The organism is Pseudomonas sp. TSRC2-2, assembly GCF_049897785.1.
Lineage (GTDB): Bacteria > Pseudomonadota > Gammaproteobacteria > Pseudomonadales > Pseudomonadaceae > Aquipseudomonas.
The window spans coordinates 52,133-69,916 of record NZ_JAFCWZ010000007.1; the positions used below are offsets into that span (position 1 = coordinate 52,133).

At 61.3% G+C, this 17,784-nt stretch carries 13 protein-coding genes and 1 tRNA gene; 11 read left to right on the forward strand and 3 right to left on the reverse strand.

Annotated elements, in window-relative coordinates:
- Positions 1–13 precede the first annotated feature (13 nt).
- The 6 genes from ACP7D9_RS15420 to pgaD all read left to right on the forward strand — a co-directional run bounded on the left by ACP7D9_RS15420 (position 14) and on the right by pgaD (position 9,031).
- Positions 14–649, forward strand: coding sequence for an NADH:ubiquinone oxidoreductase subunit N (locus tag ACP7D9_RS15420; protein ID WP_101157062.1), 636 nt, complete (start codon positions 14–16; stop codon positions 647–649).
- Between the two features lie 262 nt (positions 650–911).
- Entirely contained in the window at positions 912–2,417 is a 1,506-nt protein-coding gene (locus ACP7D9_RS15425; protein WP_101157060.1) for a YdgA family protein, read from the forward strand.
- A 239-nt stretch (positions 2,418–2,656) separates the two neighbouring features.
- Positions 2,657–5,137 (forward strand): poly-beta-1,6 N-acetyl-D-glucosamine export porin PgaA, encoded by a 2,481-nt coding sequence (gene pgaA, locus ACP7D9_RS15430; protein ID WP_426158390.1) that lies wholly within the window; start codon positions 2,657–2,659, stop codon positions 5,135–5,137.
- A gap of 12 nt (positions 5,138–5,149) precedes the next feature.
- Positions 5,150–7,147 carry a poly-beta-1,6-N-acetyl-D-glucosamine N-deacetylase PgaB gene (pgaB, locus tag ACP7D9_RS15435; protein ID WP_312998302.1) on the forward strand — a complete coding sequence of 666 codons (1,998 nt, stop codon included), beginning with the start codon at positions 5,150–5,152 and terminating at the stop codon, positions 7,145–7,147.
- 1 nt (position 7,148) lies between these two features.
- On the forward strand, positions 7,149–8,504 hold the full coding sequence (pgaC, locus tag ACP7D9_RS15440; protein WP_101157054.1) for a poly-beta-1,6-N-acetyl-D-glucosamine synthase: 1,356 nt from the start codon (positions 7,149–7,151) through the stop codon (positions 8,502–8,504).
- Positions 8,501–9,031 (forward strand): poly-beta-1,6-N-acetyl-D-glucosamine biosynthesis protein PgaD, encoded by a 531-nt coding sequence (pgaD, locus tag ACP7D9_RS15445; RefSeq protein ID WP_101157052.1) that lies wholly within the window; start codon positions 8,501–8,503, stop codon positions 9,029–9,031. The genes pgaC and pgaD overlap by 4 nt, the downstream gene beginning before the upstream one ends.
- A 138-nt stretch (positions 9,032–9,169) precedes the next feature.
- On the opposite strand, the gene ACP7D9_RS15450 is transcribed toward pgaD, so the two are convergent.
- Entirely contained in the window at positions 9,170–10,693 is a 1,524-nt protein-coding gene (locus tag ACP7D9_RS15450) for an FAD-dependent oxidoreductase (protein ID WP_426158393.1), read from the reverse strand.
- Positions 10,694–10,832: 139 nt separating this feature from the next.
- Between ACP7D9_RS15450 and ACP7D9_RS15455 the strand changes: the two genes are divergently transcribed.
- Positions 10,833–11,393 carry a YbhB/YbcL family Raf kinase inhibitor-like protein gene (locus ACP7D9_RS15455; RefSeq protein WP_101157047.1) on the forward strand — a complete coding sequence of 187 codons (561 nt, stop codon included), beginning with the start codon at positions 10,833–10,835 and terminating at the stop codon, positions 11,391–11,393.
- A 45-nt stretch (positions 11,394–11,438) separates the two neighbouring features.
- Positions 11,439–11,708 carry a hypothetical protein gene (locus tag ACP7D9_RS15460; RefSeq protein ID WP_071174021.1) on the forward strand — a complete coding sequence of 90 codons (270 nt, stop codon included), beginning with the start codon at positions 11,439–11,441 and terminating at the stop codon, positions 11,706–11,708.
- 77 nt (positions 11,709–11,785) lie between these two features.
- Here the strand turns inward: ACP7D9_RS15460 and ACP7D9_RS15465 are convergent.
- Positions 11,786–11,862: transfer RNA gene (locus ACP7D9_RS15465), tRNA-Arg, on the reverse strand.
- Positions 11,863–12,294: 432 nt separating this feature from the next.
- Here ACP7D9_RS15465 and gabD point away from each other — a divergent pair.
- From gabD to ACP7D9_RS15480, 3 genes are all read left to right on the forward strand, one after another.
- Complete coding sequence (gene gabD / locus ACP7D9_RS15470) at positions 12,295–13,737, forward strand: NADP-dependent succinate-semialdehyde dehydrogenase (RefSeq protein WP_024011131.1); 1,443 nt, start codon at positions 12,295–12,297, stop codon at positions 13,735–13,737.
- A 185-nt stretch (positions 13,738–13,922) separates the two neighbouring features.
- Positions 13,923–15,200, forward strand: a complete 1,278-nt coding sequence (gene gabT, locus ACP7D9_RS15475; protein WP_101156998.1) for a 4-aminobutyrate--2-oxoglutarate transaminase — start codon at positions 13,923–13,925, stop codon at positions 15,198–15,200.
- 135 nt (positions 15,201–15,335) lie between these two features.
- Positions 15,336–16,547 carry an HDOD domain-containing protein gene (locus ACP7D9_RS15480; RefSeq protein WP_426158397.1) on the forward strand — a complete coding sequence of 404 codons (1,212 nt, stop codon included), beginning with the start codon at positions 15,336–15,338 and terminating at the stop codon, positions 16,545–16,547.
- Between the two features lie 139 nt (positions 16,548–16,686).
- Here the strand turns inward: ACP7D9_RS15480 and ACP7D9_RS15485 are convergent, their stop codons facing one another.
- Entirely contained in the window at positions 16,687–17,676 is a 990-nt protein-coding gene (locus ACP7D9_RS15485; RefSeq protein WP_426158399.1) for a GGDEF domain-containing protein, read from the reverse strand.
- Positions 17,677–17,784: the final 108 nt, after the last annotated feature.

The window sequence follows — 17,784 nt, forward strand, 5'->3', positions numbered from 1 at the left end:
GGGGAAACCAATAATGAAGAACCCTTACGCTCTCGGCTTCTGGTGCGCTCTGGTCGCACTGGTGCTGCTCTCGGCCACGTATTTCTACGGAATCATGCTGGCCCATCAGATCGACACGGCAATGATCTTCCTCGACAGCGCCGTTGCGCTGATCGCAGTGATGGCGATCGTCGTCGTTGCGTGGACCTCGATTCAACTGCAGCGGGTCAAGAAGCGCCAGCTCGAACGCGGCAAGATGCTCGTGCTGATCTGGGACACCAAAGTCGCCCTGCGCCGGGTCGAAACCGTGTTCGATCGTTACTTCTGGGGCAGTTACTGGCAGCCCGGGCGAACCTTCGCCGAAGTCATGGGCGAGCTCACCGGCACGCCGCTGGAAAAAAGCCTCGAAGCCCTGAAGAAGCAATGTCTGGAACTCGACAAGCAGATCGCCGATGAAGGCTGGCACTGGCTGAACAATGCCCGTGAGCTGTCCGACGTCGCCACGGCCATGGCCCGAGAGCGCTATCAACTGGATTTCTGCGATGTGCGCGCAGATGCCAATGGCGGGGCGGTGATCGATCGCGACTTTGAAGTGCTGGTGTATACCTGGACGGCGCGGTTGAAGAGCTTTGATCATCAGCTCGATGAAATCGAGGTTCAATATTCCTGAAATCAAAAGATGCAGCCTTCGGCAGCTCCTACAGGAGAATCGCATTCCAAATGCAGGAGCTGCCGAAGGCTCGGGCCGCGATCGGACGATCTTTTTGCTCTCCCAAGTGTCCATAGACACTCTTTTAACCTTTAAACATTGGGCCGTCCGCCACGCCCGGTGCTAATCTCCACCGCTCATTGCGTACAGTCGAGCCGCGACCCGATCTCGGGTTCAGGGAAGACGACTTCATCCACAGCCACGGAAATCGATCAGGTCATTCATGAATAAATCAGCAGGCGTGCTCCTCGGAATTGTTGTTGCCATCGGCGCGGTCAGCGCAGGCGGGGCCTGGTACACCGGGACCAAGATCGAAGGCGTATTGAACAACGCCGTCAGCAACGCCAACAAAGAGCTGCAGACCGCCATGGCCGGCTCCAACGGCACCGCGTCGCTGGAACTGGTATCGCTGGAACGCCATACCTTCACCAGCACCGCGCACTATCGCCTCAAGGGCGAAGGCGAGATGTTCGGTGATGCGCCGGTCGAGCTGCTGTTCGTCGACCACATCGAACACGGCCCGCTGCCGTTCTCGCGTCTGGTTTCGCTGAAGTGGCTGCCGGTCATGGCTACCAGCAACTACGAGCTGGAAAAGAGCCCGTCCACGGAAAAATGGTTCGCCGCCACCAACGGCGCCGCGCCGCTCAAGGGCGTGACCAACATCGGTTACGACGAATCGACCACCAGCACCCTCAACCTGGTGCCGTTCGAAACCGCGCTGGATGAGCAGTCGAGCCTGAAGTTTTCCGGTCTGAGCATGGACATCGCCGCCAGCGCCCAGGCGCAGAAGGTCAAGGCCGACGGCTACATGGACAACCTGAAACTGGTCACCGTGTCTGAAGACCAGGCGCCGGTGCAGGTCGAGCTCAACGGTCTGACCTTGGCCAGCAACCTCGCCAAGAGCAGCTACGGCTACTACACCGGCGAAAACACCCTGGAAGTGACCAGCAGCAAAACCACCTTTGGTGCCAAGCCCATGGTGCTGGGCGTGAAGAACTTCGAAATGAAGAACCGCACCGAAGAAAGCGGCAGCAATGCCTCGGGGCGTGCCGACTACAAAATCGGCGAAGTGTCGCTCAATGACAAGAAAGTGGGTTCGGCGGCCATGGCCATGAGCCTGAAGAACCTCGACATTCCGTCGACCATGTCGCTGATGCAGATCTACCAGACCAAGTTGCAGCCATACGAAAAAGCCGCCGCCGAGGCGGCAGCCCAGGGTCTGCCGGCGCCGGAGCTGAACCTGACCGAAGCGGAAAACGCCCAGGTCAAAGCCGATCTGCAGAAGCTGCTGGCCGCCGGCCCGCAACTGGCGCTGGAGAATCTGTCGTTCAACACCGCCAACGGCGAAAGCCGTGCCAATCTGGTGATCGACCTGACCAAGCCGCAATCGATGGATCTGCCGCCGGATCAACTCGGCAAGCAACTGATCGCGCTGCTCGACCTGAACATTCAGGTGTCCAAGCCGATGCTGGTCGATCTGCTCAGCGTGCAGGCGCAACTCGATGGCCAGACTGACGCCAAAGCCATCGTCGATCAGTCCAAGGAAGCGGCGGACATGTTCGCCGGCATGGCGGTTGGCTCGCAACTGGCTGTCGTCGACGGCACCAACGTGGTGACCAAACTGCATTACGCGGCCAATCAGGTCGAATTCAACGGCCAGAAAATGACCGTCGAGCAGTTTATCGGCTTCCTGATGAGCAAGTTTGCCGGCGTCACCCAAGTGCAATAAATTCACCGCGCGCTATCCAGACGCCCGGCCCCTGTGTGAACAGGCGCCGGGCGTTTTGCTGTGCGGGTTTTATACGGCGCTCATGCCGATTCTGAACAATTATTGCGTTGTGAAAATTCGACTACGCTTGCGTGCAGACTGCCTCACCAAGCTTGGCCGAGGGCTGTCATTGTCGGCCACCGTTACGAATGGGCAAGGAGGGCATTGCGACCCGGCTGGCCATGTAAGGATGCTGACGAATGCCGCGTATTGATGGTCCTTTAATACATCGTGGTTTGCGCCCTTTGTTCCGACTCGCCCTGTGCAGCCAGTTGCTCTGGCCGCTGCTGGCGTTGGCCGACACACCCTACGACGAGATGGTGCGCGATGCCCGCGCCGGGCATTACACGCCTGCGCTGACGGTGCTGCGTCAGGTACCGCCGGGTCAGGCCAGCGACGGCCAGATCAGCGATCACCTGCAAATCGCCAGTTGGGCCGGGCTCGATGCCGAAGTGGTCAAGGTCTATGAGGCCCAGGGCCGCGACCGCGTTCTGCCGGTTCAGGCGCTGACCGCCGCAGCACGTGCCTATCGCAACCTCAAGCGCTGGGATCAGGCCACCCAGGTCTACAACAAGGCACTGGCGCTGGAGCCGGACAACGCCGACCTGCAACTGGGCCTGGCGCTGACCCAGGCCGATGCCGGCAAACCCGATCAGGCAGTCACCCGTGCGCAGGCGCTGGTCGCCGCCAAGCCCGACGATCCTTCGCGCCGGCTCGCCCTGGGCTATACCCTCGGTCGCGCTGGCAAACCGTACGACGCATTATTCGAATTCGATCAGGCCTTTATCCGCGCCGGCAACAAACCGGAAGTCGCCCGCGAGTACGTGGTTGCCCTGCAAAAGGCTCGTCTGCCTGAGCCGGCGCTGCGTCTGGCCAGCCAACGTCCCGGTCTGATTGACCCGGTGACCTTGCGCCGCCTCGAAGGCGATCTCGCTGCCGAACGCGTACGCCTCGCCGAACTGGCTACCCGCAGCGAACAGGAACGCTACGTCATCGCCGACCGTGCGCTGGCCGACTACGACAAACTGCTCGCGACCTGGACGCCTGACGCCACTGCCCACGACGACGTGACGCGCTGGCGCATCGACCGCATGGGCGCGCTCAAGGCGCGGGCGCGCACCGCCGACGTCATCAGCGAATATCAAAAATTGCAGGCCGAGGGCGTGCAGATTCCGACCTACGCCCTGCGTTGGGTGGCGGCGTCGTATCTGGATCAGCGTGAGCCTGAGATGGCCACCGATCTGTATCGCCAGGTGCTTTCGGCACCGGACGCCGATGCCGGTGATCGTCTCGAAGACACCACGGCGCTGTACTACTCGCTGCTGGAAAGCGACCGCGCCGACGAGGCGCGCAAGGTCGCCGAAGATGCGGCAAAAGCCCAGCGGCCGCGCGTCGAACTGAAGGGCTTGCCGGTCGGCAATCCCAACGATGAGTGGATGGACGCTCAGCAACTCGCCGCCCAGGCCGGTACCTACAGTTCTGACTTGCCCCACGGTGAAGAGCGTTTGCAGGCTCTGGTCGATCAAGCGCCGGGCAACCTTGGCCTGCGTTTGGCCCAGGCTGATCTCTACCTCGCCCGGCAAATGCCACGCCGTGCGGAAAGCCTGCTCAAGGAAACCGAGGGCATGGCGCCGCGCGACGCCGGCCTGGAAGTCGCTCAGGCACGCACCGCCATGGAGTTGCAGGAGTGGCGGCAGAACGATGCACTGGTCGACGATGTGGTCGCGCGCTACCCGGACAACCGCCAGGTGCAGCGTCTGGCCCGCGAGCGCGAAGTGCATGACATGGCCGAACTGCGCGTCGAAGCCTACGGCGGCAAGGCCAACGGTGGCGGCAGCGGCGATGCCGGTGCGGTCAGCGGCAGCCGTGATTTCGGTATCCAGAGCACGCTGTACAGCCCGCCGATCAACGAAGACTGGCGCGTGTTCGCCGGCGCCGGTTATGCCACCGGCGATTTCGCCGAGGGCACCGGCCACCATCGCTTCCAGCGTGTCGGCCTGGAACGGCGCACCCGTGACATGACGCTCGAAGCCGAGGTGTCGAATCACGATTACGGCTTCGGTGACAAACAGGGCGCACGCCTGGCGATTGCCCGCGACATCAACGATCACTGGCAGTACGGCGGCAGCCTCGAATACCTCTCGGCCGAAACGCCGCTGCGCGCACTCAACAGCGATATCAAGGCCAACGGCGGCAGTGCGTTCCTGCGCTGGCGTGCCAACGAAAGCCGCGAGTGGCGCGTGTCGGTCAGTCCGTCGCACTTCAGCGATGGCAACAACCGTGTCGAAGCGCTGGTCACCGGACGCGAAGGTATTTACAGCGCGCCGAATATTCAGGTCGACGCCGGTCTGGAAGTCGGCACCAGCCACAACTCGAAATCCGACGACGTGCCGTATTTCAACCCGAAATCCGACTTCAGCGTGATGCCGCTGGTCAACGTCAATCACGTGCTCTACCACCGCTACGAAACCTCCTGGAGCCAGCAGTTCCAGGCCGGCGCCGGCACCTACAGCCAGCGCGACCACGGCACCGGCGGCATGGCGTTGCTCGGTTATGGCCAACGGTACGCCTGGAACGACGTGTTCGATGTGGGCGGCATGTTCAGTGTGATCAACCGGCCTTACGACGGTGATCGGGAAACTGATCTGCGTTTGCTCGTCGACCTCACTTTCCGCTTCTAGAAGAGTTTGAAGATGCCATTTATCTCGCGTTTCATCCTTCTGCTGGGAGCGCTGCTGATCAGCGCCTGCGCCCAGCAAGCCCCGGCCTTTGCGCCGCCCTCCGAGCGCCCGGTCGCGGCCAGTGAACAACCGTGGCCGAAAAACCATGTGCTCGGCATCGCTTACCACGATGTCGAAGACCGTGATCCCGATCAGGCCGTGGTGGCGGTGCGCACCGAGCGCATGATCGAGCAACTCGCGTGGCTGCGCGAGAACGGCTACAAACCAGTGACCGTCGACCAGATCATGGCCGCGCGCAAGGGCGGCCCGGAGCTGCCGGCGAAAGCGGTATTGCTCAGTTTCGACGACGGTTATGCCAGCTTCTATACCCGCGTGCTGCCGGTGTTGCGCGCCTATAATTGGCACGCCTTGCTGGCGCCGGTCGGCACCTGGATCGACACGCCGCTGAACCAGCCGGTGGATTTTGCCGGCACGCCACGCCAGCGTTCGGATTTTCTGACCTGGGCGCAGATACGCGAAATTTCCAGGTCCGGGCTGGTAGAGATTGCTGCTCACACCGATGCCAACCACAAAGGCATCCTCGCCAACCCGCAGGGCAACCTGCAGCCGGCCGCTGCGACCCGGCGCTATGACCCTGTGACCAAGCGCTACGAATCCGAAGCCGATTTCCAGGCGCGCATTCGTACCGACGTGAAAAATATCTCCGAGAAGATTCGCAAGGTCACTGGCTACAAACCACGGGTCTGGGTCTGGCCGTACGGGGCCGCCGACGGTACGTCGCTGACCGTCGTCGGCGAGGAGGGCTATGAAATGGCCCTCACTCTGGACGACGGTCTCGACACGCTAGACAACCTGATGAGCGGGCCGCGCTTTCTCGTCGCCTCCGATCCTGACGGCGAGCATTTTGCCAACAGCATCGTCTCGGTGCAGGCCGAAGGGCCGATGCGCGTGGTGCATGTCGATCTCGACAACGTCTACGACCCGGACCCGGCGCAGCAGGACATCAACCTCGGCAAACTGGTGCAACGCATGTCTGATCTGGGCGCCAGCACGGTATTCCTGCAAGCCTTCGCCGATCCCAAGGGCGATGGACTGGTGCACTCACTGTACTTTCCCAACCGTCACTTGCCGGTGCGCGCCGACCTGTTCGACCGCGTCGCCTGGCAACTGCGGACCCGCGCTCATGTGAAGGTCTATGCGTGGATGCCAGTGCTGAGTTTCGAACTGGATTCGAAGCTGCCGCGCGTGACCCGCTGGGACCCGGAAACCGGCACTGCATCGGTCGATCCGAAGCAGTACAAACGCCTGTCACCGTTCAATCCCGAAGTGCGCAAGATCATCGGTGAAATCTACGAAGACCTCGCGCGCCTGACCTCGGTCGACGGTGTGCTTTATCACGACGACGCGGTGCTGTCGGATTTCGAAGATGCCACGCCAGACGCGCTGAAAGCCTACGCCGCCCAGGGCTTGCCCGGCTCGATTGCCGCGCTGCGCGACGATCCGGCGGCGATGCAGCGCTGGACGCGCTTCAAGAGTCGCTACCTGATCGACTTCACCAACGAGCTGACCGCCAAGGTCCGTGCGATTCGCGGCCCGCAGGTGCTGACCGCGCGCAACATCTTCGCCGAACCGATGCTCAATCCGCAGAGCGAAGCGTGGTTCGCGCAGAACCTCGATGACTTCCTCGCCACTTACGACTGGACGGCGCCGATGGCGATGCCTCTGATGGAAAAACAGACCGTGGCCGAGTCTGGCCCGTGGCTGGAAGCCTTGGTAGCGACGGTGAAAAAACGCCCCGGTGCGCTAAATCGCACGGTGTTCGAATTGCAGGCGCGCGACTGGAACCAAAAGGATCAGGCCGACATCGATGCCGCACAACTGGCGGACTGGATGGGCCGGCTCAAGCGTCAGGGTGCGACCAGTTTCGGCTACTACCCGGACAACTTCCTCGACAATCTGCCAGACCTGAAAACCGTAAGGCCTGCACTCTCCAACAAATGGAATCCATAACATGCTGGATAGACTGTTAGCCCTGCTTGTTCTGGCGATCGTGCTCGGCGTTCCGCTGGGGCTGATCTTCGTGGTCACCGGCCAGTTCCTGATGTCGTTCGTGTTCTTCTACCCGCTGTTCATGTCCGGGTTGTGGATCGCCGGCGGCCTGTATTTCTGGCTGCACTGGGAGCGCCACTGGCCGTGGCAGGACGACACGCTGCCGCCACCGCTGGAAGGCGAGCCGCTGATTTCGATCCTGATCCCTTGCTACAACGAAGGCGATAACGCCGCCGACACCATCCACGCGGCGCTGGCGCAGCATTACCCGAACATCGAAGTCATCGCGATCAACGACGGCTCCAAGGACAACACCGCCGAAGTGCTCGATGCGCTGGCCAAGGAAGATCCGCGCCTGCGGGTTCTGCATCTGGCGGAAAACCAGGGCAAGGCTGTGGCCCTGCGCATGGGCGCGATTGCTGCGCGCAGTGAGTATCTGGTGTGCATAGATGGTGATGCGTTGCTGGCGCCCAATACTGCGGCTTATCTGGTCGCGCCGATGCTGGATAACGCACGCCTTGGCGCGGTGACCGGCAACCCGCGCATTCGCACGCGTTCGACTTTGATCGGGCGCGTACAGGTTGGCGAATTCTCCTCGATCATCGGGCTGATCAAACGCACTCAGCGGGTGTTCGGACGCATCTTTACCGTTTCCGGTGTGATCGTCGCGTTCCGCCGCACTGCACTGAACCGGGTTGGCTACTGGAGCCCGGACATGATCACTGAAGACATCGACATCAGCTGGAAACTGCAGCTCGATCACTGGAGCATTTTCTACGAACCGCGTGCACTGTGCTGGATCCTCATGCCCGAGACCCTCGGCGGCCTGTGGAAGCAGCGTCTGCGCTGGGCTCAGGGCGGCGCCGAAGTGCTGTTCAAGAACATTCGCGGCATTTGGCAGTACCGCCATCGCTACTTGTGGCCGCTGCTGTTCGAATACTGCCTGTCCACCGGTTGGGCCTTCACCTTCCTGTTGTCGGTGATTTTCTGGGGCATGGGCAAGTTCATGGTCATGCCCGATGCGATCGCTGTCGATCACTTGATGCCACCGGCCTTCACCGGCCTGCTGCTGGCGTTCGTGTGCCTCGTGCAGTTCGGCGTCAGCATCATCATCGATCGCCGCTACGAGCCGGGCCTGGGCAAGACCATGTTCTGGGTGGTGTGGTACCCGTTGGTGTTCTGGCTCGTCAGTCTGCTGACCACGTTGGTCAGTTTCCCCAAGGTGTTGTTCAGCCAACACAAGAAACGCGCGCGCTGGGTCAGTCCTGATCGGGGCATCCGCCCGCTGGGCGACGACCAGGAGGAAGTCATCAAATGAAAATTATCCGCACTCGCCAACGGCCATTTCTGCTGGTGATCGACATCATCCTCACGGTGCTGGCCTGGGTCGGCCTGCTGTTGCTACTGGTGCGCGGCTTATGGCCATTGATCGAGACCACCGGCGGCCCGCGCATCGATAATTCGGCATTCGATGCCTTGGGCACTCTGCAGGTGTATATGTGGGTCGCGCTGGTCAACGCGGTGATCCTGATCGGGTGGGCGCGTTATCAACAACGCAAAAGTCGCAGTTTCGCCCAGCGTCGTCTGCCGTCGCCGGTGATTGGCGATGAAGGTCTGAGCCAGAGTTTCAAACTGTCCGACGAGCGTTTCCAGAAACTGCGCGCGCCGGGGGTTATGACCATTCACAACGATCACGAAGGCGACATCAGCCACGTCGAAACACACTTCTGGCCGGTACAGCAACAAGCCCTCCCCGCGCCCCTGGCGCCACTGGAAAACCCGCGGGTGATCTTTCTGCATGCCGAAGAAGACGACAGTCGCGAGCCGGTGAAACGCCTGACCTGATCTCCACGCGGCCTGTGTAGGAGCTGCCGAAGGCTGCGATCTTTTGATTTTGCTTATGTAAAAACAAGATCAAGAGATCGCAGCCTCGTTGCACTCGTCAGCTCCTACACCGCTCCTAACAGCTTCTGCGGGTCGATGTCAGGCCTGAATCAGCGTCCAGGCTTCTTTCATTCGTAAAGGTTGCTTCATCCGCTCGGCCAGCAATGCCATGGCGCGCTGTTTGTCGCAAGCCACCGCCGCAACGACGATACCGTTTTTCGCGAACAGGCCAATGAATGGCGGCTTTTCCGGCTCGCCGCTGAACTCGATTTCGTCCCATTCTGTCGCGTGACCGAGATAGTCGTAATTCTTGCCAAAGTGGTAGGTCCAGAAGAACGGCACATCCAGATAATGCTCCTCGCCGCCAAGCATGTTGGCAGCGGCGATGCGCGCGTGTTGCTGGGCCAGCCGCCAGTGTTCGATGCGGGTTGGCTGGCCGCTCAGCGGGAACGTGGCGATATCGCCAATGGCCCACAAGCCATCGGTCACGCGCATGCCGTCATCGACGCGCAACGATAGGTCTTCTTCCTTGGGCAGTGAGCCGAACGCCTCGGTAGCCGGATGGACGCCGACGCCGACGAGAACCAGATCTGCCGCCAGACGCAAACCATTGTCGAGCAGCACGCCCTCGACCTTGTCTTCGCCAAAGATCTCAGTAGCCTCGTGCTCGCTGATGAACTTCACCCCGTGCTCTTCGTGCAACGCGCGAATCGCCTTGCCCACGGCGTCGCCCAATTGCTTGGCAAACGGGACTGCGTGGCGGGCCAGAACGGTGACGTCGAGGCCGTACTCGCGCAGCGCCGCCGCGCATTCGAGGGCGATGAAGCTGTCGCCGACGATCACTGCGCGCTGCCCCGGTTGCGCAGCGTTGATGATCTGTTCAGCCTGGGCTTTTGAGCGCAGGACGAAGACGTTGGCCAGTTCGGCGCCGGGCAGTTTCAGCGAATTGGGCGCGCCACCGGTGGCGAGTACAGCAGCGTCGTAGTGCAGGATGCCGCCATTGTTCAGATGAAGGGTTTTGCCTGGAGCGTCGAGTGAACTGACTTCACCTTGCACGCGCTCGATGCGCTGCGCTTGATAGAAGGCTTCATCGCGCAGGGGCGGAACCTCTTTCGGTGACATTTCCCCCGCGAGCACAAATTTGCTCAACACCGTGCGGTCATAGCCGGCATCCGGTTCGCCATCGACCAGCACGATGCGTCCGCCGAAACCCTTCTCCCGTAGCGCCGCCGCGCAAGCCGTGCCCGCCGCCCCGGCGCCGACCACCACGAACGTTCTTGGATCGTCAGCGGGCGGGGTGTGCGGATCGGGCAGGGGCTGGTCATCAACCCACACATCATCACCGCGTAACTCCAGCGGGTAGCGCTTGAGACTGTCCAGCGATGGCGGCTCGCACAGGCCGCCGTCCTCGGCGCGGTAAGCGGCTTTATGCCAGGGGCAGATCAACCTGCCGTGACACAACGCACCCTCGGCCAACGGCGCACCGGCGTGTGGACACTGCCCCTGAAACGCCCGCAATTCTCCGTTGGCCCGCAGCAGAACAATCTTGCAGTCACCAATTTCGACTTGCAGACCACGGTCTTGCGGGACATCGGATAGGCGGGCGACACGGTGCAGGGACATCTTCGGTTTCCTCGCAGGCATTTCTCATGTGAGTTGAGGTCGCCGCGCGAGGTTCAGCCATTTGCTAGTGCCAAGGCACGAACGGTACAGCTATAGTTTGCGGGCCGACGACGGCCTCACTGCACAAGGTGCTCCCGGAATGACCCGATTGACCTCTCTCAACCCATGGCTGGCGGCCATTGCCGTGACCCTTTGCGTGCAGTTCCCGGCACAGGCCCAGGAGCGCTTCACCCTGAGCATCCCCGGCGTGTCGGACAACCGCCTGTTCACTGCGGCCGCCGCCAGCGACGCGCCTGGTTGCGGCGGCAAGAACCAGTCGCCGGCGCTGAGCTGGAACGCCGGCCCGGCCGGTACCCAGAGCTACGCGATCGTCATGCACGACCCGGATGGGCAGAAAGGCCTGGGCGTGGATCACTGGATTCACTACGGCATCAAACCCACCACCCACCAGATCGCGGCCGGTGTCGGCGCCAAATCCGCGCTCGAAGGCGTCGGCGGCACCAACAGCAAAGGCAACACCCATTACATGGGCCCATGCCCGCCAGTGGGTGACAGCGCGCACCACTACATCATCCAGATCTACGCCCTCGACCTCGCCCCGGACGCCCTGCCCGCCGGCCTGACCCGTGCCGAACTGATGGAAAAAATCAAAGGCCATGTGCTGCGCAACAGCAGTGCGGTGCGACGCTATCACCGCTGAGGTTCGCCGCTCCCGAGCGGCGGACTGCCCTGATACCCCAGGCATTTGGCATTGCCCCGCGAAAACGCGCACTATCAAGCCATTGCCAATGCGCTGGAGGACACCGTGGCAGCAAAAATCGACCGCATCGCCCAACTGCTCAACTGCCCGGAGAAGGGCGAACAAATGCGGCGTGCAGTAACCGAGACACGTAAGGAATTTCTGCTGAATCAGCCGGAAGAAGACCTCGTTGAAGAAGATGAAGTGTTTGACGAAGCTGAGGAGGAGGGGGATGACGACGATGAATATGATGAGTTTGACTGGACGACGGAGTGACGGCGTTCCAGCAACTTTGTCATTGGCCACAAAAAAGCCCCGGACCATCACAGCCCGGGGCTTTCTCGTTTGATTCATGGTGCACCAGGCGGGATTCGAACCCACGACCCCTGCCTTCGGAGGGCAGTACTCTATCCAGCTGAGCTACTGGTGCAGCGGGCGACATCATACCTAGGTCGGCTCGGGGCGTCCATGCCGGGTTTGGCGGGTTTTGTCAGTGTGCGTGTCGGCGCAAATCGCTGCATTCCTTAAAGCGGTAACGTCCTGCAAAACCCTCGCTTGGCGCTTTGCCGGGGTTGATCTAAGGTTTTTCCTGCGGCAAGGGTTTTTGATGCGTTGATCTGAAAAGCGGCATTTTTGTTCTTTTTTTCGAACGACCTATTGTCCTTTACCCCCTTTGAACCTACGATCCGTTTGAGATTTCAAACGCTCGTTGACGGGATGTTGCAGCGCAGGTGCGCCCGCTCGTGCACTGTAGATGCGCCACACTCCGCTCACTGATTTCCCTGACGGCAGCCTTGCGAGGCGCCTTTCTACAATCATAATTTGCTCCGCGCAGGCCGCGGTGCTGTTAAGGAAAGCCGACATGCAGCTTAAAGACACCCAGTTGTTCCGCCAGCAAGCCTTCATCGATGGCGCTTGGGTCGATGCGGACAACGGTCAGACGATCAAGGTCAACAACCCGGCCACTGGCGAAATCCTCGGTACCGTGCCAAAAATGGGCGCCGCTGAAACCCGCCGCGCCATCGAGGCCGCTGACAAAGCGCTGCCGGCCTGGCGTGCGCTGACCGCCAAAGAGCGTGCCGGCAAGCTGCGTCGCTGGTTCGAACTGATGATCGAGAACCAGGACGACCTCGCGCGCCTGATGACCCTCGAGCAAGGCAAGCCGCTGGCCGAAGCCAAGGGCGAAATCGTTTACGCCGCATCGTTCATCGAGTGGTTCGCCGAAGAAGCCAAGCGCATCTACGGTGATGTGATTCCGGGACATCAGCCGGACAAGCGCCTGATCGTGATCAAGCAGCCAATCGGCGTCACCGCCGCGATTACTCCGTGGAACTTCCCGGCAGCGATGATCACTCGCAAGGCCGGCCCAGCACTGGCCGCCGGTTGCACCATGGTGCTCAAGCCGGCTTCGCAAACTCCATTTTCCGCTTTCGCCCTGGCCGAACTGGCTCAGCGCGCAGGCATTCCGGCGGGTGTGTTCAGCGTGGTGTCCGGCAGCGCCGGCGACATCGGTAGCGAGCTGACCAGCAACCCGATCGTACGCAAACTGTCCTTCACCGGCTCGACCGAAATCGGTCGCCAGTTGATGGCCGAATGCGCCAAGGACATCAAGAAAGTCTCGCTGGAACTGGGCGGCAACGCGCCGTTCATCGTGTTCGACGACGCCGATCTGGATAAGGCCGTTGAAGGCGCGATCATTTCCAAATATCGCAACAATGGCCAGACCTGCGTCTGCGCCAACCGTCTGTACATTCAGGACGCGGTCTACGATGCGTTCGCCGAGAAGCTGAAAGTGGCAGTGGCCAAACTGAAGATCGGCAACGGTCTGGAAGACGGCACCACCACCGGCCCGCTGATCGACGAAAAAGCCGTAGCCAAGGTGCAAGAGCACATCGCTGACGCCGTGAGTAAAGGCGCCACCGTTTTGGCTGGCGGAAAGGCGATGGAAGGCAACTTCTTCGAGCCAACCATTCTGACCAACGTGCCGAAAAACGCTGCGGTGGCCAAGGAAGAAACCTTCGGCCCGCTGGCGCCACTGTTCCGCTTCAAAGACGAAGCCGAAGTGATCGCGATGTCCAACGACACCGAGTTTGGTCTGGCTTCGTACTTCTATGCGCGCGACCTCGGTCGTGTGTTCCGTGTTGCCGAAGCGCTGGAATACGGCATGGTGGGCGTCAACACCGGGCTGATCTCCAACGAAGTCGCGCCGTTCGGCGGCATCAAGGCTTCGGGTCTGGGCCGCGAAGGCTCCAAGTACGGCATCGAAGATTACCTGGAAATCAAATACCTCTGCCTGGGCATCTGAGCCGGGAAAGGGATCGCTGCAAACGCAAAGGGCACGAGAGCGCTGTCCCTTTGCGTCGTTTGAAACCTGCATTTTCTCCGCGGCCGGGAACGCCGTGGCAGTCGATCATCGCATGCTGCCACCGCCGCTTCCTCACGCTTCATCCTTGAACCGCGCCGCCCGATGAGCGGCGAATGAGGACTGTAATGAGCAAGACTAACGCTGAACTGATGGCCCGCCGCACCAATGCCGTACCTCGTGGTGTTGGCCAGATTCACCCGATCTTCGCCGAGTCGGCCAAGAACGCCACCGTGACCGACGTTGAAGGTCGTGAGTTCATCGACTTCGCCGGCGGCATCGCTGTACTGAACACCGGCCACGTGCACCCGAAAATCATTGCCGCTGTGACTGAACAGCTGAACAAGCTGACCCACACCTGCTTCCAGGTGCTGGCCTACGAGCCGTACGTTGAGCTGTGCGAAAAAATCAACGCCAAGGTGCCCGGTGATTTCGCCAAGAAAACCCTGCTGGTCACCACCGGTTCCGAAGCGGTGGAAAACGCCGTGAAGATCGCCCGTGCCGCCACTGGCCGCGCTGGCGTGATCGCTTTCACCGGCGCCTACCACGGTCGCACCATGATGACCCTGGGCCTGACCGGTAAAGTCGTGCCGTACTCGGCTGGCATGGGCCTGATGCCAGGCGGCATCTTCCGTGCGCTGTACCCGAACGAACTGCACGGCGTGAGCATCGACGATTCGATCGCTTCCATCGAGCGCATCTTCAAGAACGACGCCGAGCCGAAAGACATCGCTGCGATCATCATCGAGCCGGTGCAGGGCGAAGGTGGTTTCTACGTCGCGCCGAAAGAATTCATGAAGCGCCTGCGCGCGCTGTGCGACCAGCACGGCATACTGCTGATCGCTGACGAAGTGCAGACCGGCGCTGGCCGTACCGGTACCTTCTTCGCCATGGAACAGATGGGCGTTGCCGCCGACCTGACCACTTTCGCCAAATCCATCGCTGGCGGTTTCCCGCTGGCCGGCGTCTGCGGCAAAGCCGAATACATGGACGCCATTGCTCCGGGCGGCCTGGGCGGCACCTACGCCGGTAGCCCGATCGCTTGCGCCGCTGCGCTGGCGGTAATGGAAGTGTTTGAGGAAGAGCAACTGCTGGACCGCTGCAAGGCTGTCGGTGAGCGTCTGGTCACTGGCCTGAAGGCGATTCAGGCCAAGTACCCGGTGATCGGCGAAGTGCGTGCGTTGGGCGCGATGATCGCGCTCGAGCTGTTCGAAAACGGTGACAGCCACAAGCCAAACCCGACCGCTGTAGCCGCTGTGGTGGCCAAGGCGCGTGACAAGGGCCTTATCCTGTTGTCCTGCGGCACTTACGGTAACGTGCTGCGTGTGCTGGTGCCGCTGACTTCGCCGGACGAGCAACTGGACAAAGGTCTGGCGATCATCGAAGAGTGCTTCTCTGAACTCTGATCCATTGCTGTGACCTGCTCGACAAAAACCCGCTTCGGCGGGTTTTTTTATGGCTGTAGAAACACATCGGACGTGTTTGCGCTGTATCGAATCGCCAGCATTGGCTAAGGTTCAGGCATTGCAAGGAGAGCGCGCATGACTGCCGTTGATTTACCCGCCGTACCCCGGGTGCTGATTGCCGAGGCCGATCCGTGGTCCCGCGACCTGCTCAAACAAGTGCTGCTCAACGTGCGCTGCGATGCGCGGCTGGATCTGTGTGCCGATGGCCAACAAGCGTTGTCGTTGCTTGGCGAGGTGCCCTATGACCTGGCCATCGTCGATTGGGAGTTGCCCGGCGTCGATGGCTTGAATGTGCTGCGCAGCGTGCGTCAGCGCAAACGTAATCCGCCGCTGCCGTTCATTTTGATGAGCAGCCGCAACGACAGCGCCAGCGTGCGCGAAGCGATTCCGCTGGCGCCGACGGCGTACCTGACCAAACCGTTGAACATGGAAGGCCTGACCGAGCGTTTGCAAGGTTTGCTGCTCAATGCTGGCGAAGCGGTGGTTTGCGAAGTGCCGGCATTGGCGCCGGGCATGACCCTGTCGGTGTTCCTTGAGCGGCGTCGCGAGCAGGCTGATGGCGCGCCGCTGATGACCGATGTGCAAGTGGCGGTCAAGCGCAGCCTCAATCCCGAGGGGCTGGACCTCAAGCTGCTGGAGGAAGAGGCGCGTACCGATCCGCAGATTACCGCCGTGCTGATCGCAGCCGCCAATAGTGCCGCGCAACACTACGGCGCGCCGGTGCAGACCCTGGCTCAGGCGCTGCATCGACTCGGCACCGGGCAGAGCATGAACCTGATTCTCGGGCTGGCGCTCAAACGCAGCGCGCGGCTCAGCGATCCATGCCTGGCGGACTACGCAGAGCGTTATTGGGGGCTTTCTCTGCATACTGCGGAATATGCGCGTACGCTGGCGCGCTTGCTCGATCTCGATCAGGAGCGCTGCTATTGCGCGGGTATGCTGCATCGGCTCGGTGATCTTGCGCTGCTGCGCTGTTTGCAGGAATGGCAGCAGGCCGGCGGCGAGCTGGACGAGTTGGAAGAGGTCGGTGAAGCGTTGGCGAAGTATGGCGCTTCTTATGGCTCGGCATTGCGCACTCGCTGGCGACTGCCGCTGGAGTTGCGCGAGTTGATTGCTTCGGTCTATCAGCTGGGCGGCGGCGTGTATTCCCGCGAGGCGCTGGTGATGAACATGGCGGCGCAGATGGCGCGGCTGACCGAGCACGAAGGCGTCGAGGAGCTGGCGAAGAGCCGGACGGCGCGTTTGCTCAAGATCGGCTTGCCGGAGTTGATGCGGATGCGCAAATAACCCGATTCCGCATTTCAAACTGTGGGAGCGGGCTTGCTCGCGAAGGCGTCATGTCAGTGCATACAACACTTGACGGACACGACGCTTTCGCGAGCAAGCCCGCTCCCACTTCGAATATTCATATGACTGAACGGTGTGCTCAGGCCGCAATAATCCGGTTCTTGCCCTGCCGCTTCGCCTCGTACATCGCCGCGTCCGCCCGGGCGAACAGGCTGTCTAGGCTCTTGTCTTCGTCCGTGAGGTTGGTCAGGCCCTGGCTCACGGTGATGCTGAACGGCTGACCGTCGTGGTTGAAGCGCAGTCGCTGGATCTCCTGCTGCAATCGTTCCGCCACCTGCACGGCCATCTCCGGCGCACAGCCGGGGAACACCGCCGCGAACTCCTCACCGCCAATCCGCCCGAACAGGTCGCCACGGCGCAATGAGCCGCGGCCGCACTCGGCAATCCGTTGCAGCACGTTGTCGCCTTCGGGGTGGCCGTAGCTGTCGTTGATCACTTTGAAGTCATCGATGTCCAGTAGCAGGAAGGCCAGCGGCGTGCCTTGCCGGCGCGCCTCGGCGAACTCGCGATGGGCGCATTCGAAGAAGTGGCGGCGGTTGCTGCTTTGCGTCAGCACATCGGTGGTGGCCAAGCGCTGCAGCTCGGTTTCCATGTGCTTCTTGTCGGTGATGTCTTCGGCGATGCCGACGATGATCACCGGTTGCCCAGGCTCGTCCTGCCGATTGATAAAACATTTGTCGCTGAGCCAGCGTACCTGGCCGTCAGCAGCGATGATGCGGTATTCGCGATCTTCCACCGCACCTCGGTGCAGAACTTCGGCGAGGCTCTGTTCGGCGCACTCCAGATCATCTGGGTAAATACTGTCACGCCACTGGTTGTAGTCAGCGAGCAACAGCGCGGCGGAACGGCCGAAAATCCGTTCATAGGCCGGACTGACGTACAGCACCTGTCGGGTTTCCCAGTTGAAGGCCCAGAGCACGGCATTGACGCTGACCAGCAGCGAACTGATCAGCTGTTCGCGCTCGCTCAGGCGCGCCACTTCGCCTTGCGCATGCATCAGCGCCATCAGCGTTTGCGCGGCCTCGGGCCATTGGGTGAAGGATGTGTCTTTCTGGTTGTTGTTGACCATCGGCACAAATCTCAAAGGGCGCGTCGCAATGTCGACAACGGCCACAGGACAGCCCGCCGGGATGGCGAAGTGTCATTGAGATAAAGGATTTTCGGCGAAGTTCCCGGC